This window comes from Enterobacter sp. JH25 (genome assembly GCF_021725435.1).
GTDB classification, from domain to species: domain Bacteria; phylum Pseudomonadota; class Gammaproteobacteria; order Enterobacterales; family Enterobacteriaceae; genus Enterobacter; species Enterobacter intestinihominis.
This window is the reverse complement of record NZ_CP091319.1, coordinates 2,455,933-2,481,441: the sequence shown is the minus strand read 5'-3', so window position 1 is coordinate 2,481,441 and position 25,509 is coordinate 2,455,933. Positions and strand designations below refer to the sequence as shown.

Below are 25,509 nucleotides of genomic sequence, written 5' to 3'. Positions count from 1 at the left end.
CAATTTGGGTTGTTATCAAAACGTTACGACATCTTTGTGTTATCTTTAATTACAGCCCTGATGATTGTCAGGACATCCCTGTTTTTAAGGAGGAGCTTATGTCGTTAACCCTACGCGAAGCCAGTAAGGACACATTACAGGCGGAAAATAAAACCTGGCGCTACTACAGCTTACCGCTGGCTGCCAGGACGCTTGGGGACATTTCGCGGTTACCCAAGTCGTTGAAAGTACTATTGGAAAACCTCTTGCGCTGGCAAGATGGCGACTCGGTTACCGAGGAGGATATCCAGGCTCTGGCAGGGTGGCTGAAAAATGCTCATGCAGACAAAGAAATTGCCTACCGCCCGGCCAGGGTATTGATGCAGGATTTCACCGGCGTGCCGGCGGTTGTGGACTTGGCCGCCATGCGTGAAGCTGTTAAGCGTCTCGGGGGCGATACGGCTAAGGTGAACCCGCTCTCACCGGTAGACCTCGTCATCGACCACTCCGTCACCGTCGACCACTTCGGCGACGACGATGCTTTCGGTGAAAACGTCCGTCTGGAGATGGAACGTAACCATGAACGCTATGTCTTCCTCAAATGGGGTCAGCAGGCGTTCAGCCGCTTCAGCGTTGTTCCACCAGGCACCGGCATTTGTCACCAGGTCAACCTGGAATATCTCGGCAAAGCCGTCTGGAGTGAATTGCAGGATAAAGAGTGGGTGGCTTACCCGGATACGCTGGTGGGCACCGATTCACACACGACCATGATTAACGGCCTTGGCGTTCTGGGCTGGGGCGTCGGTGGTATTGAAGCGGAAGCGGCCATGCTCGGCCAGCCGGTATCGATGCTCATTCCCGATGTGGTGGGCTTTAAGCTGACCGGTAAATTGTCCGAAGGCATTACCGCCACGGATCTGGTTCTGACGGTCACCCAGATGCTGCGTAAGCATGGCGTGGTGGGTAAATTCGTTGAATTTTATGGTGATGGTCTGGATTCACTGCCGCTGGCGGACCGGGCCACCATCGCCAACATGGCGCCGGAATATGGTGCGACCTGCGGCTTTTTCCCGATTGATAGCGTTACGCTTGAGTATATGCGCCTCAGTGGTCGCAGCGAGGAGCAGGTGGCGCTCGTAGAGGCCTACACCAAAGCGCAGGGCATGTGGCGTAACCCGGGTGACGAGCCGGTATTTACCAGCACGCTGGAATTGGATATGGGCACCGTTGAGGCAAGCCTCGCAGGGCCGAAACGACCGCAGGACCGCGTCGCCCTGAGCAACGTTCCGAAAGCCTTTGCCGCCAGCAATGAGCTGGAGGTTAACGCCGCGCAAAAAGATCACCGTCCTGTGGACTATGTTCTGAACGGGCATCAATATCAGCTCCCTGACGGCGCCGTGGTGATCGCCGCTATCACTTCCTGTACCAACACGTCCAACCCGAGTGTGTTAATGGCTGCCGGGCTGCTGGCAAAAAAAGCGGTAGAACTGGGACTCAAGCCACAGCCGTGGGTTAAGGCGTCCCTGGCGCCTGGTTCGAAAGTGGTTTCCGATTACCTGGCGCAGGCCAGACTCACGCCGTACCTCGACGAGTTGGGCTTTAACCTGGTGGGTTACGGCTGTACGACCTGCATCGGTAACTCTGGTCCACTGCCTGAGCCTATTGAAGTGGCGATCAAGCAGGGTGATTTGACCGTTGGCGCGGTACTTTCCGGTAACCGAAACTTTGAGGGGCGTATTCATCCGCTGGTGAAAACCAACTGGCTGGCCTCGCCGCCGCTGGTTGTAGCCTATGCTCTGGCCGGAAACATGAACATTAACCTGGCGACCGATCCGATTGGTCACGATCGCAAAAATGAACCTGTCTATCTGAAAGACATCTGGCCATCATCGCGTGAAATTGCGCGCGCGGTAGAGAAAGTTTCCACCGAGATGTTCCGCAAAGAGTATGCGGAAGTGTTCGAAGGTACAGCGGAATGGAAAGCGATCGACGTGGTGGGTTCCGATACCTATGACTGGCAGGATGATTCCACCTATATTCGCCTGTCGCCCTTCTTCGATGAGATGCTGGCGGAGCCGGCACCGCTGAAAGATATTCACGGCGCGCGCATTCTGGCGATGCTGGGCGATTCCGTCACCACTGACCATATCTCACCAGCGGGGAGCATCAAAGCGGACAGTCCGGCAGGTCGGTATCTGCAAAGCCGTGGCGTGGAACGTCGCGATTTTAACTCCTACGGTTCGCGCCGCGGTAACCACGAAGTGATGATGCGCGGGACATTTGCCAACATCCGCATTCGTAATGAAATGGTCCCGGGCGTGGAAGGGGGCATGACGCGCCACCTGCCAGATACAGAGGTCATTTCAATTTATGACGCAGCCATGAAGTATCAGCAGGAGGGTACGCCGCTGGCCGTTATTGCCGGTAAAGAGTACGGCTCTGGTTCCAGTCGCGACTGGGCGGCTAAAGGTCCACGTCTGCTCGGGGTTCGCGTGGTGATTGCCGAATCCTTTGAACGTATCCACCGCTCAAACCTGATCGGGATGGGGATCCTGCCGCTGGAGTTCCCGCAGGGCATAACGCGTAAAACGCTGGGTCTGACCGGGGAAGAGCAGATTGATATCAGCGGTCTGCAAAATCTGCAACCGGGTAAAACCGTTCCGGTGAAGTTAACGCGGGCAGATGGTACAACAGAAGTGCTGGATTGTCGGTGTCGTATTGATACGGCAACAGAGCTAACCTATTACCAGAATGACGGCATTTTACATTATGTGATTCGTAAAATGCTGGACTGATAAATCTCGCCCGGCAGAAGTGCCGGGCGTTTTGCGTTTACTCGCTCAGCAGGTGCCCCATCTTTGCAGCTTTGGTATCGAGGTAGTGCGCGTTTTTCGGATTGCGGCCAACAATCAGCGGCACGCGTTCAACGATATTGATGCCCGCTTCAGTGAGGATCTCCACTTTTTTCGGGTTATTGGTCAACAGACGCACTTCGTCCACGCCCAGCAGCTTGAACATATCTGCGCAGAGGGTGAAATCGCGCTCGTCAGCAGCAAAGCCGAGCTGATGGTTGGCTTCGACGGTATCATAGCCCTGATCCTGCAACGCGTAGGCGCGGATTTTATTCAGCAGACCGATATTGCGTCCTTCCTGGCGGTGATACAGCAGCACGCCACGTCCTTCCTCTGCGATATGAGAAAGAGCGGCTTCGAGCTGGAAACCGCAGTCACAGCGCAGGCTGAAGAGCGCGTCACCGGTCAGACACTCAGAATGAACGCGGGACAGTACCGGCGTCTGCCCCGAAATGTCACCGTATACCAGGGCGACGTGATCTTGTCCGGTTGCCAGTTCTTCAAAACCCACCATCAGGAAATCGCCCCATGGGGTTGGCAGTTTGGCTTCTGCCACACGTTTAAGCTGCATGTGATTCTCCATACCAGGCTGACACGTTTCGTGCCTTTGCCCCATTTTGCTTTCTGTATTGGACTATTTTGCCACAAGCCCGTCTACTTCACCTAATCACCACCACGCTATACGGACGTTAAACGCACGATCCGACATATCCACCAGGAGGTGGAAATTCAGTTATGATTGTGGTGCTTAGTGAAAAAGGAGAGGACATGCTTTCAATTGCCAGACGCACGGCCGCAGGCGCCGCCGTATTGCTTGTTATACCCCTGATCGTTTGGTTCTCCGGCTGGATGTGGAAGCCCGGACAAAACGAGACGTGGCTGAAAGCCTTATACTGGATAACTGAGACGGTCACCCAGCCCTGGGGGATTATTACGCACGTGCTGCTCTGTGCCTGGTTCCTGTGGTGCCTGCGCTTTCGTCTTCGCGCGGCGCTGGTATTATTTGCCATTCTCGGAGGCGCCATTCTTGTCGGGCAGGGGGTGAAGTCGTGGGTGAAAGATCGCGTGCAGGAACCCCGTCCCTTTGTTATCTGGCTGGAAAAAACGCACCATATTCCGGTAGATGAGTTCTACACTTTAAAGCGTAAGGATCGCGGGGCGTTGGTGAAAGAACAGCTTGCGGAACAGCAGGATATCCCGACATTTTTACGCAAACACTGGCAAAAAGAGACCGGCTTTGCGTTTCCTTCCGGACATACGATGTTTGCTGCCAGCTGGGCGCTACTCGGCGTGGGGCTGCTTTGGCCACGTCGACGTACCCTCACGATTGCGATTTTGCTGGTCTGGGCGACAGGCGTAATGGGCAGCCGGATGCTGCTGGGGATGCACTGGCCGCGTGATTTGGTGGTGGCTACGCTGATTTCGTGGGTACTGGTGACGCTGGCGACCTGGCTTGCACAACGTTTCTGTGGGCCTCTGACGCCACCGCAGGAAGAGAAGGAAGAAATAGCCGAAAGGGAGTCAGGCGGAACCTGAAGCTTGATATTCCGCATTTTGACCATAAATCCATGAAGGGCGCATTACTTTTTCCGTTTCGCGCCCGCCACTAAAATGGTAGCTTATAAGGCTGATTGCAGTGAGTTGAACACGCTTTATACGCTCGAACCACATAACGGGAAGTCATGTGAAATATTTACTCATTTTCTTACTGGTGTTGGCGATTTTTGTCATTTCAGTCACATTGGGCGCGCAAAACGATCAACAGGTAAGTTTCAACTATCTGCTGGCGCAGGGCGAGTACCGGGTGTCGAGCCTGCTGGCTGTGTTATTCGCAGCGGGTTTTGTCATCGGCTGGCTTGTATGTGGCCTGTTCTGGCTTAAGGTTCGTGTTTCCCTTGTTCGCGCTGAACGTAAAATTAAACGACTTGAACATCAACTTACGCCTGCGACTGACATTCCGGCGAGCTCTGGTGTGCCGGTAGTCAAGGAATAATCGAATATGCTGGAGTTGTTGTTTCTGCTTTTGCCTGTCGCCGCAGCCTATGGCTGGTATATGGGCCGCAGAAGCGCGCAACAAACAAAACAGGATGAAGCAAACCGACTCTCCCGTGACTACGTTGCGGGGGTGAACTTCCTGCTGAGCAATCAGCAGGATAAAGCGGTCGATCTGTTCCTCGACATGCTCAAAGAGGATACCGGCACCGTAGAGGCGCATCTCACCCTGGGAAACCTGTTCCGCTCGCGCGGAGAGGTTGACCGTGCCATCCGTATCCACCAGACCCTGATGGAAAGCGCATCGTTGACCTATGAGCAACGGTTGCTGGCCGTGCAGCAGTTGGGCAGAGATTACATGGCGGCGGGCCTGTACGATCGCGCAGAAGATATGTTCTCTCAGCTGGTGGATGAGACCGATTTCCGTATCGGTGCGCTTCAGCAACTTCTGCAAATCTACCAGGCAACCAGCGACTGGCAAAAAGCGATTGATACCGCCGAACGGCTGGTCAAACTCGGCAAAGATAAACAGCGCGTCGAAATTGCCCATTTTTACTGCGAGCTGGCCCTTCAGCAAATGGGTAGCGATGACATGGATAAGGCCATGGCATTGCTAAAAAAAGGCGCCGCGGCCGATCGCAACAGCGCCCGCATCTCGATAATGATGGGGCGGGTCTTTATGGCTAATGGTGATTACGCCAAAGCCGTGGAAAGCCTGCTTCGCGTTATCGATCAGGACAAAGAGCTGGTCAGCGAAACGCTGGAAATGCTGCAAACCTGCTATCAGCAGTTAGGTAAGCAGGACGAGTGGGTTGCATTCCTGCGCCGCTGTGTTGAAGAAAACACCGGTGCCACAGCCGAGCTGATGCTGTCGGATGTCGTCGAAGAGCACGAAGGGAGTGATACCGCCCAGGTATACATTACCCGTCAGTTGCAGCGCCATCCGACGATGCGCGTCTTCCACAAGCTGATGGATTATCATCTTAACGATGCAGAAGAAGGGCGCGCTAAAGAGAGCCTGATGGTGCTGCGAGACATGGTCGGTGAACAGGTGCGGAGCAAGCCGCGCTATCGCTGCCAGAAATGCGGCTTCACCGCCTATTCGCTCTACTGGCATTGCCCTTCCTGCCGGGCCTGGTCCACCATCAAGCCAATTCGTGGTCTGGACGGGCAGTGATTTTTTAAAACACTCCATTTTAGTTACAACATACTAAAGAGTACATTATTTCTTTCAGCACCGTGCGGTCTGTGGTTCAGCAGGAAAAGCATTCGATTCTGTTCATTTACCCCGAGGGCAGGTAGAATGCACGCCGTTTATCTGTTCCGCGCCGCTGCGCGCCCATAGACGAAAAGGGCTGGTCATGACGTCTGTTACTTCCTCCACTTCCCGCGTAGTTACCGATTCTCCTGTAGTTGTTGCTCTGGATTACAATAACCGTGACGCCGCACTGGCCTTTGTTGATGGTATTGATCCCCGGGATTGCCGTCTTAAAGTAGGCAAAGAGATGTTTACGCTGTTCGGTCCGCAAATCGTCCGCGATCTGCACCAGCGTGGTTTCGACGTTTTCCTCGACCTGAAATTCCATGATATTCCGAATACCACTGCCCACGCCGTTGCTGCGGCGGCTGAACTAGGTGTGTGGATGGTTAACGTTCATGCCTCCGGTGGGGCACGTATGATGACGGCTGCGCGCGAAGCGCTGGTGCCGTTTGGCAATGACGCTCCGCTTCTTATCGCCGTCACCGTGCTGACCAGTATGGATGAATCTGACCTTCGTGACCTGGGTGTGACGTTGTCACCTGCCGAACATGCGGAGCGTCTGGCGCGCCTCACGCAACAGTGTGGGCTTGATGGCGTGGTCTGTTCAGCTCAGGAGGCGGTTCGCTTCAAATCTGAGTTAGGCCGCGAATTTAAACTGGTGACGCCAGGTATCCGTCCGGCAGGCAGCGAGTCAGGGGATCAGCGACGCATCATGACGCCAGAGCAGGCGCTGAGCGCGGGGGTAGACTATATGGTAATTGGTCGCCCGGTGACGCAATCCGCTCATCCGGCAGAGACTCTGAAAGCGATTAATGCATCACTGAAAAAGGGGGCATAATGCGTGATGCCAACACTCGTCTGGTCTATTCAACAGATACCGGGCGCATTGAAGAGCCAAAAGAGAAAGCTGAACGTCCGAAAGGCGATGGAATCGTGCGTATTCAGCGCCAGACCAGTGGCAGAAAAGGGAAAGGCGTTTGCCTTGTCACCGGCATTGATCTGGATGATGCAGAGCTGGTAAAGCTCGCCGCTGAGCTTAAAAAGAAGTGCGGATGCGGTGGGGCAGTAAAAGACGGCATAATTGAGATTCAGGGCGATAAGCGGGATTTAATTAAAACGCTCCTGGAAGCCAAAGGTATGAAAGTCAAACTGGCGGGCGGTTAAAATAAATGAGCCACGGACATTGCCGTGGCTCTTTTTTTTAGGTGCGTAAGTCAGACCTGAAAATACAAAATATATTATTATACCGGTGAGAGCCGTTATGGTGATTATTTGCCCACCTGGTGACCGATAATACCACCTACGGCAGCACCACCTAATGTACCCAGCGTACTACCATCCGTTAATACTGCACCACCAAGCGCACCAGCACCGGCACCAATCGCGGTGTTACGGTCACGTTTAGACCAGTTAGAGCAAGCGCTCAGAGACATTGCTACAGTGATTGCCAGAACAGCGGCGGCTAATTTTTTGCTGGTAAAGGTCATAATACTTTCTCCTGAATTATCGATTCACGGAAAGGAATGCACTTTAAGTATAGACAATATCCATACTTAAATTCTGTTCCCGTGAAAGCTGGTCGCGCAGGCGTTACATCATCACGCAGGTGATAGTCACTTCCTGTTATATCGCTAATATTAATTTTACGTGTTTAGAACAGTTTCAACAGGTAAAAACTCTTAAAGGAAGGGTCGGAATACTCTCAGAGAAAGGTTTAAGTGCGCCCATTATTCGGGCGCAGCAGGATAATCAGGCCGTTTTTTTCACAATATCGACAGTCAGGCCGTCTTGTTCTAATTGCTGGCGATATTCATCGCGTAAACGCTCATCCGTGATCACACGGCTGAAGCGCGAAGCCGGACCCATCGTATAAGGGTGTACGGCGCCAAACTTAGAGCTATCGGTCAGCACAATCGCTTCACACTCTTTGGCGAGTACGGCGTTCACCACGTCTGAACGCATCATGTCGCGACCGGTAAAGCCGGTGTCGGGCTGCCAGCCGTCAATGCCAATGAATGCCTTACTGAAGTGAACCTGCTGAACATATTGACGCGTTAATGGCCCCACCATGCTTTCGCTTTTCTTCTGGTAAATGCCGCCCAGCAGAATGACCTCGCAGCGAGTTTCCTTCAACAGATGGGCGATATAGCTGCTTACGGTAATGATGGTAACGTCTTTTTGATCGGCAAGCGTGCGCGCCAGAAGGGCGTTACTGCTGCCATTTTCAATAAAGACGGTCTCACCGTTATTCACTAAGGATGCAGCAAACTCCGCCAGTTCCCGCTTGAGCGCAAAATTGTTCATCATGCGGGTTTCAACGTCGTCACTGTCCAGTGGAACGGCATATCCGTGCGCACGCCGCAGGTAGCTCTGTTTTTCCAGAAGATTCAGATCCTGACGAATGGTGACTTCAGAAACGCCGGTAGCTTTAGCGAGATCGACTACGCTTACGCGTCCCTGATCGATCACCATCTGCAAAATGATTTGTTGTCGGGAATTCATAGCATCCATTTAAAAGGCAAGGGCGAAAACGACGTGGTTACACTTCCCACGGGGCTTTTGGTTGAGTGGATTCTGATGCGTTATCAGTGCCGTTCTCAGCCAGCAGTTCAGACTTGAGGATCTCAAGATTACGGATAGCAGAGTGATAATCGCCCGCGACAAGAATATCCAGCACAGTATCAATACGCTGTGCCACGGCTGTTGCATCAATGTTAGACATAAGCTCACCCTGAAGCGAAAAGTTAATATTATCAATGATGCAGAAAATTGATTCAAAAGAGAAGGTAAAAAATGCAATAACCAAAGTTCATAATTGAAAGTGACAAATTTAACCCCCGTATGCTGCGGGTTGTAGGAGTGGATTAGTCTAAAACTGCGCGCAACGCGCTTTTTTATAAGAGGAATTCGACTATGACAGTTATCAACCAGACAACCTGCACATTGTTTACTGATGCTGAACGATTCACTCAACTGGCGGCTTATTATGAGGCCGAACGGCGCACGGTATGGATGATGTTACGTGCCACGCCACGGCCTTGCTTCAATCATGCGCTGATCGAGGAGATCATGAATCTCTCCTGGCTGGTTCGCCAGTCCGGATATGTCGTTGATTTTTGGGTCACCGGATCGCTGGTCCCTGACATCTACAATACCGGCGGTGATTTACAATTCTTCGTTGAGTGCATCAAAAACAACCGACGCGAAGCGTTACGCGCCTATGCCCGGGCCTGTGTGGACTGCGTTCATGCCGCCTCGCGAGGGTTTGATACCGGTGCTGTCACGCTGGCGATGGTTGAAGGAAGCGCGTTAGGGGGCGGGTTTGAAGCCGCGCTGGCGCATCATTTCATTTTGGCCCAGCGCGATGCCCGATTAGGCTTTCCGGAAATCGCGTTCAATCTATTCCCGGGCATGGGCGGTTATTCACTGGTGGCGCGTCGTGCCGGCATGAAAATGGCAGAGGCGCTGATCTATAAAGGTGAGTCGCATACGGCGGAATGGTATGAACAGCATGGTCTTGTGGATCTCTTATTCGAGCCGTTACAGAGCTATGTTTCGGTACGGACGTTTATCGACACGCTACAGCCGAAGCTGAACGGCGTAAGGGCCATGCTGCGCGCGCGTACGCGTGTCCTGCCACTTCCGCGAAGCGAGTTGATGGACATTACAGAGGATTGGGTGGATGCCGCCTTCTGCCTTGAACCGAAGGATATCGCCTACATGGAGCGGCTGGTTATGCTGCAAAATCGCCATCAGGCGACGGGCTTACGCAAAGCCAGCTAACGGACATTCCTGGCCTGATAGCGCTTTAGCCATCGCTCGAATGCGGCTGCGGGCATGGGCTTAGCAAAAAGATAACCCTGCCGTTCGTTGACGCCATTCTTCGTCAGAAAGGCGTCTTCTTTTGCACTCTCTACCCCTTCAGCAATGACCTGCAGATTCAACGCCTGTGCCACGGCGACTATCGCGCGCACGAGCGACTGTGAAATGGACTGCTTATGGATATCCCGGACGAAGGACTGGTCAAGCTTGATGGCGTCGATAGGGAAGCGCGCCAGCTGCGACAGGGAAGAGTACCCCGTACCAAAGTCATCAAGGTGAATTTGCGACCCCAGGCGGCTAAATTGCTGGATCACTGACAGGGCCAGCTCTTCATTTTCGATGAGACAGCTTTCGGTCAATTCCACGTCAATCGGGCAGTATTCAAAATTCAGGTCTTTCAGCGCCTGCTTCAGGTCACTGAAGATGGTCTGGTCCGCCAGCTGACGGGCGGAAACGTTGACCGCGACGCGCAGGTTGATCCCTTTGTCGCGCCATTTTGCCACCTGGCGCACCACATCGAGCATAACCCAGCGGCCAAGGGGCACTATCAGCCCTGACTCTTCCGCATAGGAGATAAATTCCATCGGCGGGATCAGGCCACGCTCTGGTGACTGCCAGCGCACCAGCGCCTCCAGACTTCTGACTTCGCCGCGCCAGGTCATTTTTGGCTGGTAGTGAATTAACAGCTGATCGTTATCCAGCGCTTTACGCAGGTTGGTATCCAGCCACAGATATTCAAATACGCGCTGGTTCATCTCTGGCGAGAAGACGCAGAATTTACCCCGGCCATTTTCCTTGGCGGTGTACATGGCGGTGTCGGCATTGCGAATGACGCTTTCCCGATCGTTACCGTGCTGGGGCGCAAGCGCGATACCAAGCGAGCAGCCGGTGTAAACCTCAATCAGCCCGATGCGGAAAGGCTGCCGCAGTCGGGTCAGAATGCGCGACGCCATAGCTTCCAGCGCGCCCTGCGAGGTATCGGTGGCCATCACGATAAACTCATCCCCACCCAGGCGCGCCAGGGTTTGTCCGTCGTCCAGGCAACTCAGGATCGCCAGCGCAACGGCCTGTAGCAGCTGGTCGCCAAACATATGCCCATAGGCATCGTTCACTTTTTTAAAGTTATCCAGATCGAGATAAACCACGCCCACCTGCGTTTCACCCCGGGAGGTGATGGCGTCGGAGATCAGCTCATGGATGGCATTTCGGTTAGGCAAACCGGTAATCGTATCCGTATTGGCGAGAACGCGCAGGCGCTCCTGGGCCCGACGCTCTTCCGTGATGTCGGTACCCGAACAGATGAGGAAAATTTCATTTTTCCCGCTGCCGCTGTGAACGAATTTATTTCTGAAGAGAAACAGGCGTTGCCCCTTGCGGGTCTTGATCCAGCGTTCGACTTCGTAGGAGCTGCCGTTACGAAAAAAACCGGTGATGTTGCGTTTTGAGGCCGCGGCTTCGCTGCGGCTCATGAACAGTTTAAACACGTTTTGCCCGATGACTTCCTGTTCCTTCAGGCCCGTATATTCTTCACTTAAACGGTTGAAGCGCTGAATATTCCCGTTCTGGTCGAGGATGACAATTACGGAGTTAGCTTCGGACACCACCTGTTCGGCGAAGGAGAGTCCCTGCGCCAGATCGCGCGCCACGGAAGGCGTGTCGTTCCATGCTGATGCCGTTCCCGCCCACTCATTTTTGTTAATTTTACGACCGACAAGATGGACGGGAACGTCCAAACCATACAAGGGAAGGGTCATGGCAATGCTGGCGGTGATAACGGTGAGCTGGCGAATCAGAGCGGCCTGCTCATCGTCCAGCGCAACCACCTGAACGATGTCAGCGCTTTCACTGGCAGCAAGATGCAGAGCATTGCTGTCTGCTGTTAGTCGCCACCAGGGGCTATGCGTACCCATGTAACGAAACAGCAAATTCTGCTCCAGATCGTCCATCCCGTTTTCTCCCGCGGCTGCTGAGTAGCGCACAAATTATTCATTTGCAGTCGACTATGACGGCTCTTTTTAATGTAGATAATTCTGGCGAAATGTGGCGGTGGGAAACAGAAAAGTGTGAGAAAAAACGATGATTTTGCGAGAGATAATACTGGGGAGAACTCCCGGCCATCCCTGAACGGAACGGCCGGGAGTCTACGGGGTTATCAGGCGACAGGGCGCGCGGTAATGCTGCGGGTTTCCATGCGGACTTCAGCGATGTTTACATCAATCACGTCAGTGACTTTGTAAACCGTTTCGCCTTTAATTTGCACCGTCCCGTTTTCCTGGCTACAAACCAGTTCGTCGCGAACGGCATGCAGGAACGGGGCAGGAATAAAGGCAACGGCGCCATTATCCACCAGACGCACGCGCATACCGCCGCGGCTGATGTCAATGATTTCAGCCGGGAAACGGGTGTCAGTCCCTGCCTTATCATTCAGGAAACGCGCGTACAACCAGTCGCCGACATCACGCTCCGCCATACGGTTCAGACGGCGACGCTCTGCCATCTGCAACGTAGTCTCATCCTGTGGCCGGGCAACAGATTCCCCTTTGATGATCGCTTTCAGCAGACGATGGTTAACCATGTCGCCGTACTTACGGATCGGGGAGGTCCAGGTGGCATATGCCTCAAGACCGAGACCGAAGTGCGGGCCTGGCTCCGTGCTGATTTCCGCAAAGGACTGGAAGCGGCGAATGCGGCTGTCAAGGAAACCTGACGGCTGTGCGTCCAGCTCGCGGCGCAGCTTGCAGAAGCCTGGCAGGGTCAGCACCTCTTCCGGATCGACGTGGACGTCATGGGTTTTGAGCAGGGCGGCCAGCGCTTCGGTGTTAGCCGGGTCAAAGCCGGTGTGCACGTTGTAAATGCCAAAGCCTAACTTGTCGCGCAGCACGCGTGCGGCGCAAATGTTGGCGGAGATCATCGCTTCTTCAACGATACGGTTGGCAATACGGCGTGGCTCGGCGACGATGTTGAGCACTTCGCCTTTTTCCCCCAGCACAAAGCGGTAGTCCGGGCGGTCCTTAAATACCAGGGCGTGGGTCTGGCGCCACTCACTGCGGCTCTGGCAGACGCGATGCAGCAGACGAATTTGCGCAGCGATATTATCGGATTCAGGCTTCCAGCTGCCGGTATTTTCCAGCCAGTCGGACACGTTGTCATAAGCCAGTTTGGCTTTGGATTCGATGGTGGCGGCGAAGAATTCGATATCTTCTTCAATGGTACCGTCAGCCGCGATGGTCATGCGGCAGGCCAGTACCTGACGCACTTCATGGGGACGCAGGGAGCAGAGATCGTCGGAAAGCTCGCGCGGCAGCATCGGGATGTTGAAGCCCGGCAGGTAGTTGGTGAACGAACGCACTTTGGCCATTTCGTCCAGCTTGCTGCCTTCGACAATCCATGCGGTAGGGTCGGCGATGGCGACGGTCAGATGCATTTTGCCATCCGCTGCCTCTTCGGCATACAGCGCATCGTCCATATCCTCGGTGCTGGCGCTGTCGATGGTGACAAAGTCCAGCGCTGTCAGATCGCGACGCTCAAGACCTTCGTCCTGCATTTTGGTCGCGACGCCATCCGGCGCTTCTTTTTCGAGGTTGTGGCGCGCCAGCGTCACCCACCATGGGACGAAATGGTCGTCGCCAAAGGTGATGAACTGGGTCAGCTCGGCGTAGAAACCGCGATCGCCTTTTAAAGGATGACGGCGCATTTCGGCAACCGCCCAGTCACCCTCGACAAAGTCATGCTCAACGCCACGCGCAGCGCGGCAAGGGATGGCATCTTTCAGGAGAGGATGATCCGGTACGATAGAAAGACGATCGTCTTTTTTATGCACTTTCCCGACAAAGCGGGTCAGGAAAGGTTCGATCAGTGCTTCCGGCTCGGCAGACTCTCGTTCCTTTTCGGTATGAATAACGGCCGAAATGCGGTCGCCATGCATCACTTTCTTCATCTGAGGAGGCGGAATGAAGTAGCTCTTCTGTCCGTCAACTTCAAGAAAGCCAAAGCCCTTTTCCGTGGCTTTTACGACCCCTTCTGCACGGGGCGTCTGGGAATGTAGTTGCTGTTTAAGCTGCGCTAGCAGCGGGTTGTCCTGAAACATAATGTTCTATTTTCGTAGCCATTGAGCGGCTGACAGTTTTACGCGATTCTCACTGCTACAGCAAGCGCTCTTTAGGTAAAGCGTGTGGTTATTCCTCTTTGCCAAGCGCCACGCGAAGACGGTCCAGCCAGCCATTAAAAGCGCCGTGGGTTAACAGGTTAATTGCCTTGCCCGGTGGGATACCGGCCTCCGTGAGAGGCGTTAACTGGGCGGCGCTAAAACGATCGGGAGACGTAAGCAGCAGCGTATGGGCGGCTGAGAGCGATGCAGATGGCTGGGCTTCGCTTTGTGGGTGGTTAACCAGTATCTCGCCCGTCAGATTCAGCAGCATCGGCTCATGGCAGAGAACCGGCGTGAGCGCTGAAAGCGCAGGTTCGGCCTGCCAGCGTGAGAGCGCCTCAAGTTGAATCGCACTGGCATATTTTAGTTCGACTACGGGCTGTGTGGCTGTCCATCGGGTAAAGCTCAGCGGTAGTGTATGGGGCTGAATGTGGTGTCCCGGTAGCCAGCGTACCGGATGGCCAAGCAGCGCCTGAAACACTGCAACCGCCCGCGCCTGAAAACCAGTAAAGCCGATGATCTGGTTGATAAGCACAATGTCATACGTTGTCAGTCCCACCTCATCAAGCTGAGTTTGCGCTTTATCGTCAATGACGTCCGGAGAGCTCGCCAGCTGGCGGGCATACTGAGTGATTTCTGCAAGGCGTCGATTGCTTTCCCGGGAAGAGTCGGGGCCCGGAAGGGGGGCGAGGAGCGCCGCGTAGTGGTTACAGAGCCGCTGGACGCCACACGCCTGGGAAACCGTCAACGCCGTGCTCAGTCTGTCGTAGGCGCTAAGCGTGTGCAGACGGTTTACGGGAGTATCGAGCGGGAATAAGAGGCGGCACAAGGTTCGGGCTGGCGTAAGCCACCCACAACAGCTTGCGGCAATGTCGTCAGGCAGGGCTAAATCGAGCAAAAAACGATCGTCGACGTTAGCGGCTTCAGGCACCAGCGGCAGAACGTCCGTCTGCGAATGATTCGACTGGGTTTCGTGATACCAGTGGCCTTTGCCGGAAAAACGGCGTTGTTCCATGGGCGTTCCTTGATCTCAAAATGGCGATCAATATCCTGGCGTAAGGCGGAAGAGGGGAAAAATATTGTTAGGTGATAACAAATAGCAGAACGGAATAACGAAGTGCGGGGGAGGGGAGAAAACTCTCTTCCCAGGCGGGAAGAGAGTAACAGACTTATTTGATTTCCAGCTCGTTCATGGCAGCGATGTTGAAGCCGCCGTCCACGTGAACCACTTCGCCGGAGATACCTGCGGAAAGGTCAGAGCACAGGAATGCCGCAGAGTTACCCACATCTTCGATGGTAACGGTACGACGAATCGGGGTAACCGCTTCGCAATGTGCCAGCATTTTACGGAAATCTTTGATCCCGGAAGCGGCCAGAGTACGGATTGGACCCGCAGAAATTGCGTTAACACGCACGCCTTCAGGACCCATTGCGTTCGCCATATAGCGCACGTTGGCTTCCAGAGATGCTTTCGCCAGACCCATAACGTTGTAGTTAGGGATAGCGCGTTCTGCGCCCAGGTAGGACAGGGTCAGCAGGGCTGCGCCCGGGTTCAGCATCGCGCGGCAGGATTTTGCCATCGCAACGAAGCTGTAGGAGCTGATGTCATGGGCGATTTTGAAGCCATCACGGGTAACCGCGTTCACGTAGTCGCCGTCCAGCTGATCGCCCGGAGCGAAGCCGATGGAGTGAACGAAACCGTCGAATTTCGGCCATGCTTTTGCCAGTTCAGCAAACATGCCATCAATGCTTTCGTCTTGTGCAACGTCACATTCCAGAACAATGCTGGAACCCAGCTGCGCGGCAAATTCTTCAACACGGCCTTTCAGCTTGTCGTTCTGGTAGGTGAACGCCAGCTCAGCGCCTTCGCGATGCATAGCTTGTGCGATGCCGTATGCGATGGACAGTTTGCTGGCAACGCCAGTTACCAGAATGCGCTTACCGGAAAGAAAACCCATAGCTTTAATCCTTATATTCATTGCTTATTTTGCCTTGTAATTCATAGCGTTACAGGCAGTATTTCAAAATCATTCGAAATTAGCTCGAAATTATAGCCCACTCACAGCCCCTTGTGTCACGATATTTCTCGCTCACGTGCCGTGACTGGGCGCACGAAAGACGTTGAACTGACTCTTTATCAGGCTATTTCGTGTGTATTCCAGCAGTATATCACCGGGGGCTGGGTTCGCCTCATCCAACCAGAGGTTGGCCAGAAGCTTCACGCTAAGACGGCCGGATATTAATTCGCTGGCGAGGGGATTCGGGCAATAACCTTAATTTCAAAATCAAATCCGGCCAGCCAGTTAACGCCGATAGCCGTCCAGTTTGGGTAAGGTGGCTGTGGAAACACCAGTTTCTTCACCTCCATGATGACGGGGAACTGGTTTTCTGGATCGGTATGAAACGTCGTGACATCAATCAGATCGTCAAAAGTGCATCCTGCGGCGGCCAAAGTCGCCTGTAAATTATCGAATGCCAACTGCACCTGAGCGGCGAAATCAGGCTCAGGCGTGCCATCGCTGCGGCTGCCGACCTGACCGGAAACAAATAACAGATCGCCAGAGCGAATGGCAGCCGAATAGCCATGTTCCTCATAAAGGGCATGTCGATTGACAGGGAAGACAGGATTACGTGGATGCATGGCATTTCCTTTTCTGTCAGAGGCGTTGTTGTGGTTACTTAAGAGAAGTAACATACGCAATGTATGTGAAAAAATGTAATTCATATACGCCGCGTATGTCAAATTAAAAATATCGCTTTTATAGGAAGTTCTATGGCTACAAAACGTCGTGCTGAAACGGCTCAGGAAAATCGCGAAAAATTGATTCATGCGGCGCGAAAGGCGTTTGCTGAGAAAGGCTTTGCTGCAGCGTCGATGGATGAACTGACGGCAAGCGTGGGGTTAACGCGCGGTGCGCTGTATCATAATTTCAGGGATAAGAAAGGGTTACTGGCGGCGGTGGTCGCGCAGATAGACAGCGAAATGGCGGGCAACGCGAAAGCCGTTGCCGCGGCCACAGACGATGATTGGGAGCGGCTGCTGGCGGAAGGCATCGCCTACATCAACATGGCGCTCGTTCCGGAAGTTCAGCGTATCGTGCTTCTTGACGGTCCGGCCGTTCTGGGCGATCCGGCGCAATGGCCCAGCCAGAACAGCTGTCTTGAGTCGACCCGCCAGACCATCGAAAAATTAATCGAACGCAACGTGCTTAAAAAAATGGATGCGAAAGTCGCAGCCCATCTGTTGAACGGCGTTGCGCTGAATGCTGCCTTGATGATTGCCGCGAGTGATGAGCCGCAGAAGACGCTGCCGCATGCCATTGAGGTGTTTACTCTGCTGGCAAGCGGGTTACGCAACGGCTAACGATCTTTCCGCCACGCATCGGCCGTCAATGCTTCACCAAAGTGTCCGGCAATCAGGCGTTTTGTCAGGTCGTGGAGCGGGGAGGCCAGCACGTCAGCGGTACTGCCGCGCTCAACGACTTCACCCTGGTGCATCACCAGCACCTGATCGCTGATGTGCTTCATCATGCCCAGGTGCTGAGTCACGTAGATATACGATATCCCCTGCTTTTCCTGTAGCTCCAGCATCAGGTTGATGAGTTGCGAACGCATCGACATGTCCAGCGACGCCAGCGCTTCGTCGGCGATAATGACCTTCGGGCGCAGGATCAGCGCGCGGGCCAGTCCGAGACGCTGTTTTTGGCCCGGGGCCAGCATGTGGGGGTAATAGCTGACATGGTCGGGCAGGAGACCTACCAGACGCAGGGTTTCGACAATCCGTTTGCGACGCGCTTCCGGCTCCAGGTCGGTATTCAACCGCAGCGGGAAATCCAGGATCTGCGAAATACGCTGGCGCGGGTTGAGGGACGTTGACGGATCCTGAAAAATCATCCGAATGCGCTGGCTGCGGAAAGAGTAGTCACCAAATTCCAGAGGATGATCGTCAATCAGAATTTCACCGCCGCTTGGCTCAACCATACCCGCGAGCATTTTTGCCAGGGTCGATTTGCCCGAGCCGTTTTCACCGATAATCGCCAGCGTCTGCTTTTCGCGCAGCGTAAAGCTCAGCGGTTTAACCGCCTCGACGGTCTGACGGTGAAACAGGCCGGTGCGATAGCGAAAGGTCTTACTCAGGTTACGCACTTCCAGTAAGGTTTCGACCATTTCACTCTCTCTCCATGTTCAGCGGGAAATGACAGGCAAACAGATGATTTTTCGGCCCTGTCAGGCGCGGTGTTTCAATGCATTTACGCTGAGCATACGGGCAACGCGGACCCAGACGGCAGCCAATGGGCAGCGATTCCAGCAGCGGTATCGCGCCAGGCAGAGTATTCAGACGGCTCTTGTGTGGCATTGCGCTGCCAAAATCAGGGATCGCCCTGATCAGCGCCTGCGTGTAGGGATGATGCGGCGTCGTCACCAGGTCTTCACTTGGCGCGGTTTCTACCGTTTGTCCGCAATACATCACGTCAATTTTATCCGCCCACTTGCTCAACATTTGCAGGTCATGGCTGATCAGCAAAATGGTGGTGTTGTTATTCTGGTTCAGACGCGTGAGCAGGCGGAAAATCTGCGCCTGAGTCGTTGGCTCCATCGCGTTCGTCGGTTCGTCCGCAATCAGCAGACGCGGCTGATTGGCCAGGGCGATAGCAATCATCACTTTCTGGCATTCACCGTCGGTCAGTTCGTAGGGGAAACTGCGCATCGCGTCTTTATGGTCTTTGATCCCCACACGGTGCAATAGCTCAATGGCACGGCGTTTACGCCAGCCGAAACGCTGCCACCAGCGGCCTTTATAGGTCCAGCCGGGGATATTCTGCATCAGCTGTTTCCCGACGCGCTCGGACGGATCGAGACAGGATTGCGGCTCCTGAAAAATCATCGAGACGTTATGGCCCACCAGTTTACGGCGTTCGCGCGGGGAGAGACGCAACAGATCGATGTCGTCGAAACGCATACGGTCGGCGGTCACCCGCCAGTTGTCCTTCGCCACGCCGCAAATGGCTTTGGCGATTAGACTCTTACCGGAACCCGATTCGCCCACCAGCCCGCGTATTTCGCCCTCTGCGAGCGTAATACTGATGCGATCCACCGCTTTAACCCAGCCTTCGCCCGTTTTAATTTCGATCGTGAGGTTGCGGATATCAAGTAACGGCATTATTGCACCCCCGCATTGATTGCGCGGCGGATCCCGTCGCCAAGCAGGTTAACGAGCAGAACGCTCACCATGATGGCCGCGCCCGGCAGCATGACCGTCCACGGCGCGACGTAAATCAGCTCCAGAGCATCGCCGAGCATTGCGCCCCATTCCGGGGAGGGGAGCTGCGCGCCCAGGTCCAGGAAGCCCAGCGCTGCGATATCAAGAATCGCCATCGACAGGGCGCGGGTGATCTCCGTCACCAGCCCGGCGGCAATGTTAGGCAGCACGGCAAACCACAAAATATTAAACGTGGTGGCACCGTCCAGACGGGCGGCGACGACATATTCTTTCTCCAGTTCGTCGTGAACCAGGCTGTAAACCGATCGCACCATGCGGGGCAGAATGGCCAGCCAGACGGCGAACATCGCATGTGTGAGGTGCGGCCCCGCGAAGGCCACGACGATAATCGCCAGCAACAGCGAAGGAATCGAGAGCAAGGTATCAAGAATATGATTAAGCACGGCAGACCGCAGCCCGTGGGTTGAGCCGGCAAAAATGCCCAGCGCAAGGCCGCATATCGCGGCGGCAAGGGTGACCACGAACGCGCCGCCTACCGTAGGTGCGGCGCCGCTCAGTAAACGACTTAGCACGTCGCGTCCGAGATCGTCAGTCCCCAGGAAGAACGAAACCTCCCCGTAACGCGACCACGATGGCGGTAAAAGCTGATAACCAAGGAACTGCTGATCGATGCCATACGGCGCAAACCACGAACCCAAAACACACAGCAACACGAGGCCAATGCAGCCGTAAAAGCCGATCATCGCCGTGGTGTCGCCGTAGAAATTACGCCACACGGTGCGTAGCGCACCAGGCGTGCGCTTTTCGCTGTAGACGTTATCGTAAGGCATACCATTCCTTATGCTTCAACGGGTTGGCCATGGCACCCAAAATATCGGAAACAACGTTAACAATAATAACCAGCGAGCCAATCACCATCACTCCGGCGGAGATCGCAGCGTAATCCTGCTGGCGAATGGCGTTGATCATCCAGCGTCCAAGGCCCGGCCAGCTGAAAACCATCTCGGTGATCATCGCCAGCGTCAGCATGGTTGAGAATTGCAGCCCAAGCCGTGGGATTACCGGCGGCAACGCATTGTGCAGCACATGGCGACGTAGAATCGTCAGGCGAGACAGTCCGCGTGTGGCGGCGGCTTTCACATAGTTTTGATCGAAGACTTCGATAGTGCTGATGCGCATCAGGCGGATCACTTCGGTCGTCGGTGCGACGGCCAGCGTGAGCACTGGCAGCACCATATGGCGCAGGGCGCTCACGATCATTTCGTCGCGCCAGACTGAATCGGAAAGCCAGGCGTCAACGATGGCGAAGCCGCTCACCGTTTGCACGTTATATAGCAGGTCGAAACGGCCAGACACCGGAAGCCAGCCTAACGTCAGTGAGAAGAAGAGGGTAAGCAGCAGCGCCAGCCAGAAAACAGGGATGGAAAAGCCAATTAAGGCAAGCGCGCTGATGAATTTATCCTGCCATTTATTGCGATAAATTCCCGCCAGCATCCCCACCGGGATCCCCACCATGAGGGCAAAGCCAAAGGCGAGTATACACAGCTCCATGGTGGCCGGGAAAACCATCTTCAGCTGCTCAGAGATGAGCTGTCCGTTGATGCTGGACACGCCAAAATCCCAGTGCAACAGGCCGTTAAACCAGAACAGCCAGGCGTCCCAGAGGGATGAGCCCTGAAGCGGGGCGTGCGGCGTAAAGTAGCTAAGGCTAAAGCCGACAAAGGTCAGGAAGAACAGGGTGACCAGCAGTAACAGCAGCCGCCGCAAGGTAAATATAATCATGGTTTTTTCACCTCTTGTTCTTTCTCACGAGTCACGCCCGCGAAGGAGGCGTTACCAAACGGGCTGAGTACCAGCCCTTTTATATCGTAACGGTAGGCCTGAAGGCGCAGGGAAGAGGCAAGCGGCAACACGGGAAGCTCTCTGGCCAGAATATTTTGCGCTTCATCGTAGGCCTCAATGCGTGAAGCAAGCTGTTGAGATGAGAGGGCTTTTTGCAGCACAGCATCAAATTCCCGGTTACACCAGTGCGCGTAGTTGGTCTGGGAGTTGATCGCCGCACAGCTCAGCAGCGGACGGAAGAAGCTGTCCGGGTCGTTACTGTCGGTAGACCAGCCAGCCAGCGTTAAGTCGTGATTCATGTCCATCAGACGCGCCTCCTGGAAACGGCCTTCGACAGGAACGATGATCACCTTCACGCCCACCTGGGCCATATCTGCCTGCAACAGTTCGGCGGTTTTCAGCGGGCTGGGGTTCCACGCCTGAGAGCTGGTGGGTACCCACAGCTGAAGCGTCAGGTTTTCTGCCCCCAGTGCTTTAAGCTGTTCGCGCGCTTTCGCCGGATTATATTCCGTGATCTTCGCCTCGCCGTCATAGGCCCAGGAGGCGCGGGGCAGAATAGAGGCGGCGGTTTCCGCGGTGCCGTAATAAATCGACTGCATCAGACGCTGATTGTTGATCGCTAACGCCAGCGCATGGCGCACGGCCGGATTATTCAGCGGTGGCTTATCGGTGTTAAACGCCAGATAGGCGATGTTCATTCCCGGGCGTAGGGTCAGGCGCAGGCGGGGGTCGTCGCGCAAAATAGTCAACTGGCTGGCCGCAGGCCACGCAAGGACGTCGCACTCACCGGTCAGCAGTTTGGAGAGGCGGCCTGTTCCACCTGAACCCAGATCAACAATAACCTGCGGCATCAGCGGTTTGCCGCGCCAGAAATGATCGTGTCGTTGCAGGCGAATGTATTGTCCGGCGCGGTACTCAGCTAACTGGAAGGGTCCTGTGCCCACAGGCTCACGATCGAGACGTTCCTGACGATCCTTTTTCGTCAGCTGATCCGCGTATTCGGCTGACATGACGGACGCGTAGTGCGTCGCCAGGTGCCAGAGGAATGAGGCGTCCGGGCGCGTCAGGCGAAACTCAACCGTGCGGTTATCCAGCTTACGAACGCTTTTGACCGTGTCCGCGAATTGCAGACTGTCGAAGTAGGGGAAGTTTCCGCCGTTGACGTTATGCCACGGATGGTTGCGGTTAAAGATGCGCTGGAAGGTGAAAACCACGTCATCCGCGTTGAGCTTGCGGGTTGGGGTAAACCACGGGGTGTGCTGAAAAGCCACATCATCGCGTAGACGGAAGCGGTACGTGGCGCCGTTATCAAGCACTTCCCAACTTTCAGCAAGCTCCGGAACCAGCCGATAGGTATAAGGATCGACGTCGAGCAGGCGATCGTAAATCTGTGCGGCCAGCGTATCAACAATCACGCCGCTCCCCGCCTTTTGCGGGTTAAATGTATCAACTTGCCCGCTGACGCAATAGACGAAACCACTATCACGAATATCAGGAGGCGCAGTACGATCGGGCGCAGCAAAGGCCAGATTGCTGAACAGACCGAGTGCAAACAGGGATGATAAAACCAGGCGCATAGTTTTTAAGGTTTTTAGATTCGATCTGCAAAGTGTATCGCACTTACGCCTGCTTCGTAAAAATGTCTGGGGGTAAGTGCTGATAATGTCAGCGCATTTGATGTTTTTTGAGCAATGCCCTTAACTGATGGTAGGTCAGACCCAGCAGTTCAGCTGCCCGTTTCTGGTTATATTTCGCCTCTTTCAGGCTCCGTTCCAGCAGTTGCTGCTCCTGCTGATGCTGGAACTGGCGTAAATCGAGCGGCAACGCCGGATCATGCTGGCGCGCCGCCGGAGCAAGGGGCTGTTTAACCTCGCGCCGAAACGGATCGAGAATAATGTTGTCCAGTTCGGTCTCGCTGCTGCCATGACGGTAAACAGACCGTTCCACCACGTTTTTCAGTTCACGGATATTCCCCGGCCAGTGGTAACCGAGCAGGGTCTCGGTGGCCTGTTCGCTGAAGCCCGGAAAGAGCGGCAGGCCCAGTTCCCGGCACATCTGAATGGCAAATTGATCGGCCAGTAGCATGATATCGCTGCGCCGCTCACGCAGCGGCGGCAACTGGACGACATCGAAAGCCAGCCGGTCCAGCAGGTCGGCGCGGAATTTATCTTCTGCCACCATCGCGGGCAGATCGGCGTTAGTGGCGCACACCAGGCGAACGTTAACCTGAAGCGGCTGACTTCCGCCAACGCGTTCCAGTTCGCCATACTCAATGACGCGCAGCAGCTTTTCCTGCACCAGCATTGGCGCGGTCGCCAGCTCGTCGAGAAAGAGCGTTCCGCCGTCGGCACGTTCAAAACGACCGGGGTGCCGTTTTTGTGCGCCAGTAAACGCGCCGGCTTCATGACCGAAAAGCTCCGTGTCGAGCAAATTTTCATTCAGCGCCGCGCAGTTGAGCGAAATAAAAGGCCCGTCCCAGCGGCCAGACAGAAAGTGCAGACGGTTAGCGATAAGTTCTTTACCCGTTCCGCGCTCACCGATAATGAGCACCGGTTTATTCAGCGGCGCCAGGCGCGATACCTGCTCAAGCACTTCCAGGAAGCTGTTTGCCTCGCCAAGCAAATTGTCTTTATATTCAGCCATGATGAAATTAACCACTCCTTAGTGATATTCACCAGGTGAGAATAGCCGCTGGATGGATAAATATCAATCACACCCAGTAAAATCAATAAGATAAAAAGTTGGCATGGGTTTTGTATTAACTACTCAGCAGGGCATCGCCCGATAACAGAACTATGAGGATTGAATTATGGGTATTTTTTCTCGTTTTGCCGACATCGTGAACGCCAACATCAACTCGCTGCTGGAGAAAGCAGAAGATCCGCAGAAGCTGGTGCGCCTGATGATTCAGGAGATGGAAGACACGCTGGTTGAAGTACGCTCCACCTCCGCCCGCGCCCTGGCAGAGAAGAAGCAGTTAACGCGTCGTATTGAGCAGGCGACTGCCCAGCTTAACGAGTGGCAGGAAAAAGCTGAACTGGCGCTGCGCAAAGATAAAGAAGATCTGGCCCGCGCTGCGCTGATTGAGAAGCAGAAGCTGACCGACATGGTGGCCACGCTGGAACATGAAGTGACGCTGGTGGATGATACTCTGACGCGTATGAAGAAAGAGATTGGTGAGCTTGAAAACAAACTCAGCGAAACCCGTGCACGTCAACAGGCGCTGGCGCTGCGCCACCAGGCTGCAAGTTCGTCCCGCGACGTGCGTCGCCAGCTGGACAGCGGCAAACTGGATGAAGCGATGGCGCGTTTCGAATCGTTCGAACGTCGTATCGACCACATGGAAGCGGAAGCCGAAAGCCACAGCATCGGTAAGCAGAAAACCCTGGATCAGCAGTTTGCTGACCTGAAAGCCGATGATGAAATTAGCGAGCAGCTGGCTGCGCTGAAAGCCAAAATGAAGCAAGACCACCAATAATAAATCCTGCGGCACCTGAGCGTGCCGCATCGCAAGACAAGGAGTACACATGAGCGCGCTTTTTCTGGCAATACCCCTGACAATTTTCGTGCTGTTTGTTCTGCCCATCTGGTTATGGCTGCACTACAGCAACCGCTCTTCTCGCGGGGAGCTGTCGCAAAGCGAGCAACAGCGGCTGGCGCAGCTCTCTTCTGAGGCAAACAAAATGCGCGAACGTATTCAGGCGCTGGAAGCCATCCTGGATGCGGAACACCCGAACTGGAGGGAGCGTTAATGGCTGGACTAAATCTGAATAAAAAACTGTGGCGCATCCCGCAGCAGGGCATGGTTCGGGGCGTTTGCGCCGGGCTGGCACACTATCTGGATGTCCCGGTAAAACTGGTACGTGTGGTCACCGTATTGTCGATTTTCTTTGGCCTGGCCTTTATTACACTGGTGGCTTACATCATTCTGTCGTTTGTACTTGATCCGATGCCGGAAGGTGAACTGGATGCGGAAAACACGCCAACCAGCAGCGATCTTCTTAACGCGGTGGATGAACAGCTGAGCGCAGGGGAGAAGCGATTGCGCGAGATGGAACGTTATGTCACCTCCGATACCTTTACGCTGAGAAGTCGTTTCCGTCAGCTTTAAGAGAGAACTTACATGAAACAAAACTGGCAACAGGCCGGTCAGAAGGTAAAACCCGGCCTGAAAATCGCAGGTAAACTGGTTCTGATGACGGCGTTACGTTATGGTCCGGCTGGTGTGGCGGGCTGGGCGATCAAGTCTGTTGCCTGTAAGCCGGTCAGAATGTTGCTGGCGGTCGCCCTGGAGCCGCTGTTACAAAAACTGGCAAAACGCGTTTCACGTCGCTACTTTTCACGCTAATCCCGCTCATATAAGCCCTTTCTCGCGCTGAGAGAGGGCATGAAT

The 25,509-nt window shown here is 54.6% G+C and carries 27 protein-coding genes; 12 read left to right on the top strand and 15 right to left on the bottom strand.

Going from position 1 to position 25,509, the window contains the following annotated elements; genetic code table 11:
- Positions 1–98 precede the first annotated feature (98 nt).
- Complete coding sequence (acnA, locus tag L2Y28_RS11925; protein WP_023306390.1) at positions 99–2,774, top strand: aconitate hydratase AcnA; 2,676 nt, start codon at positions 99–101, stop codon at positions 2,772–2,774.
- Positions 2,775–2,811: 37 nt separating this feature from the next.
- Here acnA and ribA read toward each other — a convergent pair whose 3' ends face one another.
- On the bottom strand, positions 2,812–3,402 hold the full coding sequence (ribA, locus tag L2Y28_RS11920) for a GTP cyclohydrolase II (protein WP_013096372.1): 591 nt from the start codon (positions 3,400–3,402) through the stop codon (positions 2,812–2,814).
- A gap of 197 nt (positions 3,403–3,599) precedes the next feature.
- On the opposite strand from ribA, the gene pgpB reads away from it, so the two are divergent.
- The 5 genes from pgpB (at position 3,600) to yciH (ending at position 7,248) form a co-directional block, all read left to right on the top strand.
- Positions 3,600–4,367, top strand: coding sequence for a phosphatidylglycerophosphatase B (gene pgpB, locus L2Y28_RS11915; RefSeq protein WP_032622464.1), 768 nt, complete (start codon positions 3,600–3,602; stop codon positions 4,365–4,367).
- A 148-nt stretch (positions 4,368–4,515) separates the two neighbouring features.
- Positions 4,516–4,824 carry a LapA family protein gene (locus tag L2Y28_RS11910; protein ID WP_006810839.1) on the top strand — a complete coding sequence of 103 codons (309 nt, stop codon included), beginning with the start codon at positions 4,516–4,518 and terminating at the stop codon, positions 4,822–4,824.
- Positions 4,825–4,830: 6 nt separating this feature from the next.
- Positions 4,831–6,000 (top strand): lipopolysaccharide assembly protein LapB, encoded by a 1,170-nt coding sequence (gene lapB / locus L2Y28_RS11905; RefSeq protein WP_003856819.1) that lies wholly within the window; start codon positions 4,831–4,833, stop codon positions 5,998–6,000.
- 184 nt (positions 6,001–6,184) lie between these two features.
- A complete protein-coding gene (gene pyrF / locus L2Y28_RS11900; RefSeq protein WP_022648318.1) occupies positions 6,185–6,922 on the top strand; it encodes an orotidine-5'-phosphate decarboxylase in 738 nt (245 codons plus the stop codon).
- The gene (gene yciH / locus L2Y28_RS11895) at positions 6,922–7,248 is read left to right on the top strand and encodes a stress response translation initiation inhibitor YciH (protein WP_022648317.1); all 327 of its coding nucleotides are present in this window, start codon (positions 6,922–6,924) and stop codon (positions 7,246–7,248) included. Before pyrF ends, yciH begins: the two co-directional genes overlap by 1 nt.
- Before the next feature lie 104 nt (positions 7,249–7,352).
- Here yciH and osmB read toward each other — a convergent pair whose 3' ends face one another.
- The 3 genes from osmB to L2Y28_RS11880 all read right to left on the bottom strand — a co-directional run bounded on the left by osmB (position 7,353) and on the right by L2Y28_RS11880 (position 8,806).
- Positions 7,353–7,571: an osmotically-inducible lipoprotein OsmB gene (gene osmB / locus L2Y28_RS11890; RefSeq protein ID WP_003856823.1), complete on the bottom strand. Its 219-nt coding sequence runs from the start codon at positions 7,569–7,571 to the stop codon at positions 7,353–7,355.
- Between the two features lie 262 nt (positions 7,572–7,833).
- Positions 7,834–8,586 (bottom strand): DNA-binding transcriptional regulator YciT, encoded by a 753-nt coding sequence (locus tag L2Y28_RS11885; protein WP_022648316.1) that lies wholly within the window; start codon positions 8,584–8,586, stop codon positions 7,834–7,836.
- Between the two features lie 37 nt (positions 8,587–8,623).
- On the bottom strand, positions 8,624–8,806 hold the full coding sequence (locus L2Y28_RS11880) for a hypothetical protein (protein WP_022648315.1): 183 nt from the start codon (positions 8,804–8,806) through the stop codon (positions 8,624–8,626).
- Positions 8,807–8,997: 191 nt separating this feature from the next.
- Between L2Y28_RS11880 and L2Y28_RS11875 the strand changes: the two genes are divergently transcribed.
- Positions 8,998–9,867, top strand: a complete 870-nt coding sequence (locus L2Y28_RS11875) for a crotonase/enoyl-CoA hydratase family protein (RefSeq protein WP_022648314.1) — start codon at positions 8,998–9,000, stop codon at positions 9,865–9,867.
- Here L2Y28_RS11875 and pdeR read toward each other — a convergent pair.
- The 5 genes from pdeR to L2Y28_RS11850 form a co-directional block, all read right to left on the bottom strand.
- Complete coding sequence (pdeR, locus tag L2Y28_RS11870) at positions 9,864–11,852, bottom strand: cyclic di-GMP phosphodiesterase (protein WP_022648313.1); 1,989 nt, start codon at positions 11,850–11,852, stop codon at positions 9,864–9,866. The genes L2Y28_RS11875 and pdeR overlap by 4 nt on opposite strands.
- 206 nt (positions 11,853–12,058) lie before the next feature.
- Positions 12,059–13,993, bottom strand: coding sequence for an exoribonuclease II (locus tag L2Y28_RS11865; RefSeq protein WP_236919547.1), 1,935 nt, complete (start codon positions 13,991–13,993; stop codon positions 12,059–12,061).
- A gap of 88 nt (positions 13,994–14,081) precedes the next feature.
- Entirely contained in the window at positions 14,082–15,068 is a 987-nt protein-coding gene (locus L2Y28_RS11860) for an oxidoreductase (protein ID WP_022648311.1), read from the bottom strand.
- A gap of 154 nt (positions 15,069–15,222) precedes the next feature.
- The gene (fabI, locus tag L2Y28_RS11855; RefSeq protein ID WP_003856831.1) at positions 15,223–16,011 is read right to left on the bottom strand and encodes an enoyl-ACP reductase FabI; all 789 of its coding nucleotides are present in this window, start codon (positions 16,009–16,011) and stop codon (positions 15,223–15,225) included.
- Positions 16,012–16,292: 281 nt separating this feature from the next.
- Positions 16,293–16,694, bottom strand: a complete 402-nt coding sequence (locus tag L2Y28_RS11850; RefSeq protein ID WP_022648310.1) for a RidA family protein — start codon at positions 16,692–16,694, stop codon at positions 16,293–16,295.
- A 132-nt stretch (positions 16,695–16,826) separates the two neighbouring features.
- Here L2Y28_RS11850 and L2Y28_RS11845 point away from each other — a divergent pair, with 132 nt between their 5' ends.
- Positions 16,827–17,417: a TetR/AcrR family transcriptional regulator gene (locus tag L2Y28_RS11845; RefSeq protein WP_022648309.1), complete on the top strand. Its 591-nt coding sequence runs from the start codon at positions 16,827–16,829 to the stop codon at positions 17,415–17,417.
- Here the strand turns inward: L2Y28_RS11845 and sapF are convergent.
- The 6 genes from sapF to pspF all read right to left on the bottom strand — a co-directional run bounded on the left by sapF (position 17,414) and on the right by pspF (position 23,774).
- Complete coding sequence (gene sapF / locus L2Y28_RS11840; RefSeq protein ID WP_003856838.1) at positions 17,414–18,220, bottom strand: putrescine export ABC transporter ATP-binding protein SapF; 807 nt, start codon at positions 18,218–18,220, stop codon at positions 17,414–17,416. The genes L2Y28_RS11845 and sapF overlap by 4 nt on opposite strands.
- A gap of 1 nt (position 18,221) precedes the next feature.
- Positions 18,222–19,214, bottom strand: coding sequence for a putrescine export ABC transporter ATP-binding protein SapD (gene sapD, locus L2Y28_RS11835; protein ID WP_003856840.1), 993 nt, complete (start codon positions 19,212–19,214; stop codon positions 18,222–18,224).
- Positions 19,214–20,104 carry a putrescine export ABC transporter permease SapC gene (gene sapC / locus L2Y28_RS11830; protein WP_003856843.1) on the bottom strand — a complete coding sequence of 297 codons (891 nt, stop codon included), beginning with the start codon at positions 20,102–20,104 and terminating at the stop codon, positions 19,214–19,216. The genes sapD and sapC overlap by 1 nt, the downstream gene beginning before the upstream one ends.
- Positions 20,091–21,056, bottom strand: coding sequence for a putrescine export ABC transporter permease SapB (sapB, locus tag L2Y28_RS11825; protein ID WP_022648308.1), 966 nt, complete (start codon positions 21,054–21,056; stop codon positions 20,091–20,093). The genes sapC and sapB overlap by 14 nt, the downstream gene beginning before the upstream one ends.
- Entirely contained in the window at positions 21,053–22,693 is a 1,641-nt protein-coding gene (sapA, locus tag L2Y28_RS11820; protein WP_022648307.1) for an ABC transporter substrate-binding protein SapA, read from the bottom strand. The genes sapB and sapA overlap by 4 nt, the downstream gene beginning before the upstream one ends.
- A gap of 88 nt (positions 22,694–22,781) precedes the next feature.
- Positions 22,782–23,774: a phage shock protein operon transcriptional activator gene (gene pspF, locus L2Y28_RS11815; protein WP_162882544.1), complete on the bottom strand. Its 993-nt coding sequence runs from the start codon at positions 23,772–23,774 to the stop codon at positions 22,782–22,784.
- 151 nt (positions 23,775–23,925) lie between these two features.
- Between pspF and pspA the strand changes: the two genes are divergently transcribed.
- Genes pspA through pspD form a run of 4 tightly spaced genes read left to right on the top strand, consistent with a single transcriptional unit; the run spans position 23,926 to position 25,464 of the window.
- The gene (gene pspA, locus L2Y28_RS11810) at positions 23,926–24,594 is read left to right on the top strand and encodes a phage shock protein PspA (RefSeq protein WP_022648305.1); all 669 of its coding nucleotides are present in this window, start codon (positions 23,926–23,928) and stop codon (positions 24,592–24,594) included.
- 49 nt (positions 24,595–24,643) lie between these two features.
- Complete coding sequence (gene pspB, locus L2Y28_RS11805) at positions 24,644–24,868, top strand: envelope stress response membrane protein PspB (RefSeq protein ID WP_022648304.1); 225 nt, start codon at positions 24,644–24,646, stop codon at positions 24,866–24,868.
- The gene (gene pspC, locus L2Y28_RS11800) at positions 24,868–25,227 is read left to right on the top strand and encodes an envelope stress response membrane protein PspC (RefSeq protein WP_006810819.1); all 360 of its coding nucleotides are present in this window, start codon (positions 24,868–24,870) and stop codon (positions 25,225–25,227) included. The genes pspB and pspC overlap by 1 nt, the downstream gene beginning before the upstream one ends.
- A gap of 12 nt (positions 25,228–25,239) precedes the next feature.
- A complete protein-coding gene (pspD, locus tag L2Y28_RS11795; protein ID WP_022648303.1) occupies positions 25,240–25,464 on the top strand; it encodes a phage shock protein PspD in 225 nt (74 codons plus the stop codon).
- The last annotated feature ends 45 nt before the right edge of the window (positions 25,465–25,509 follow it).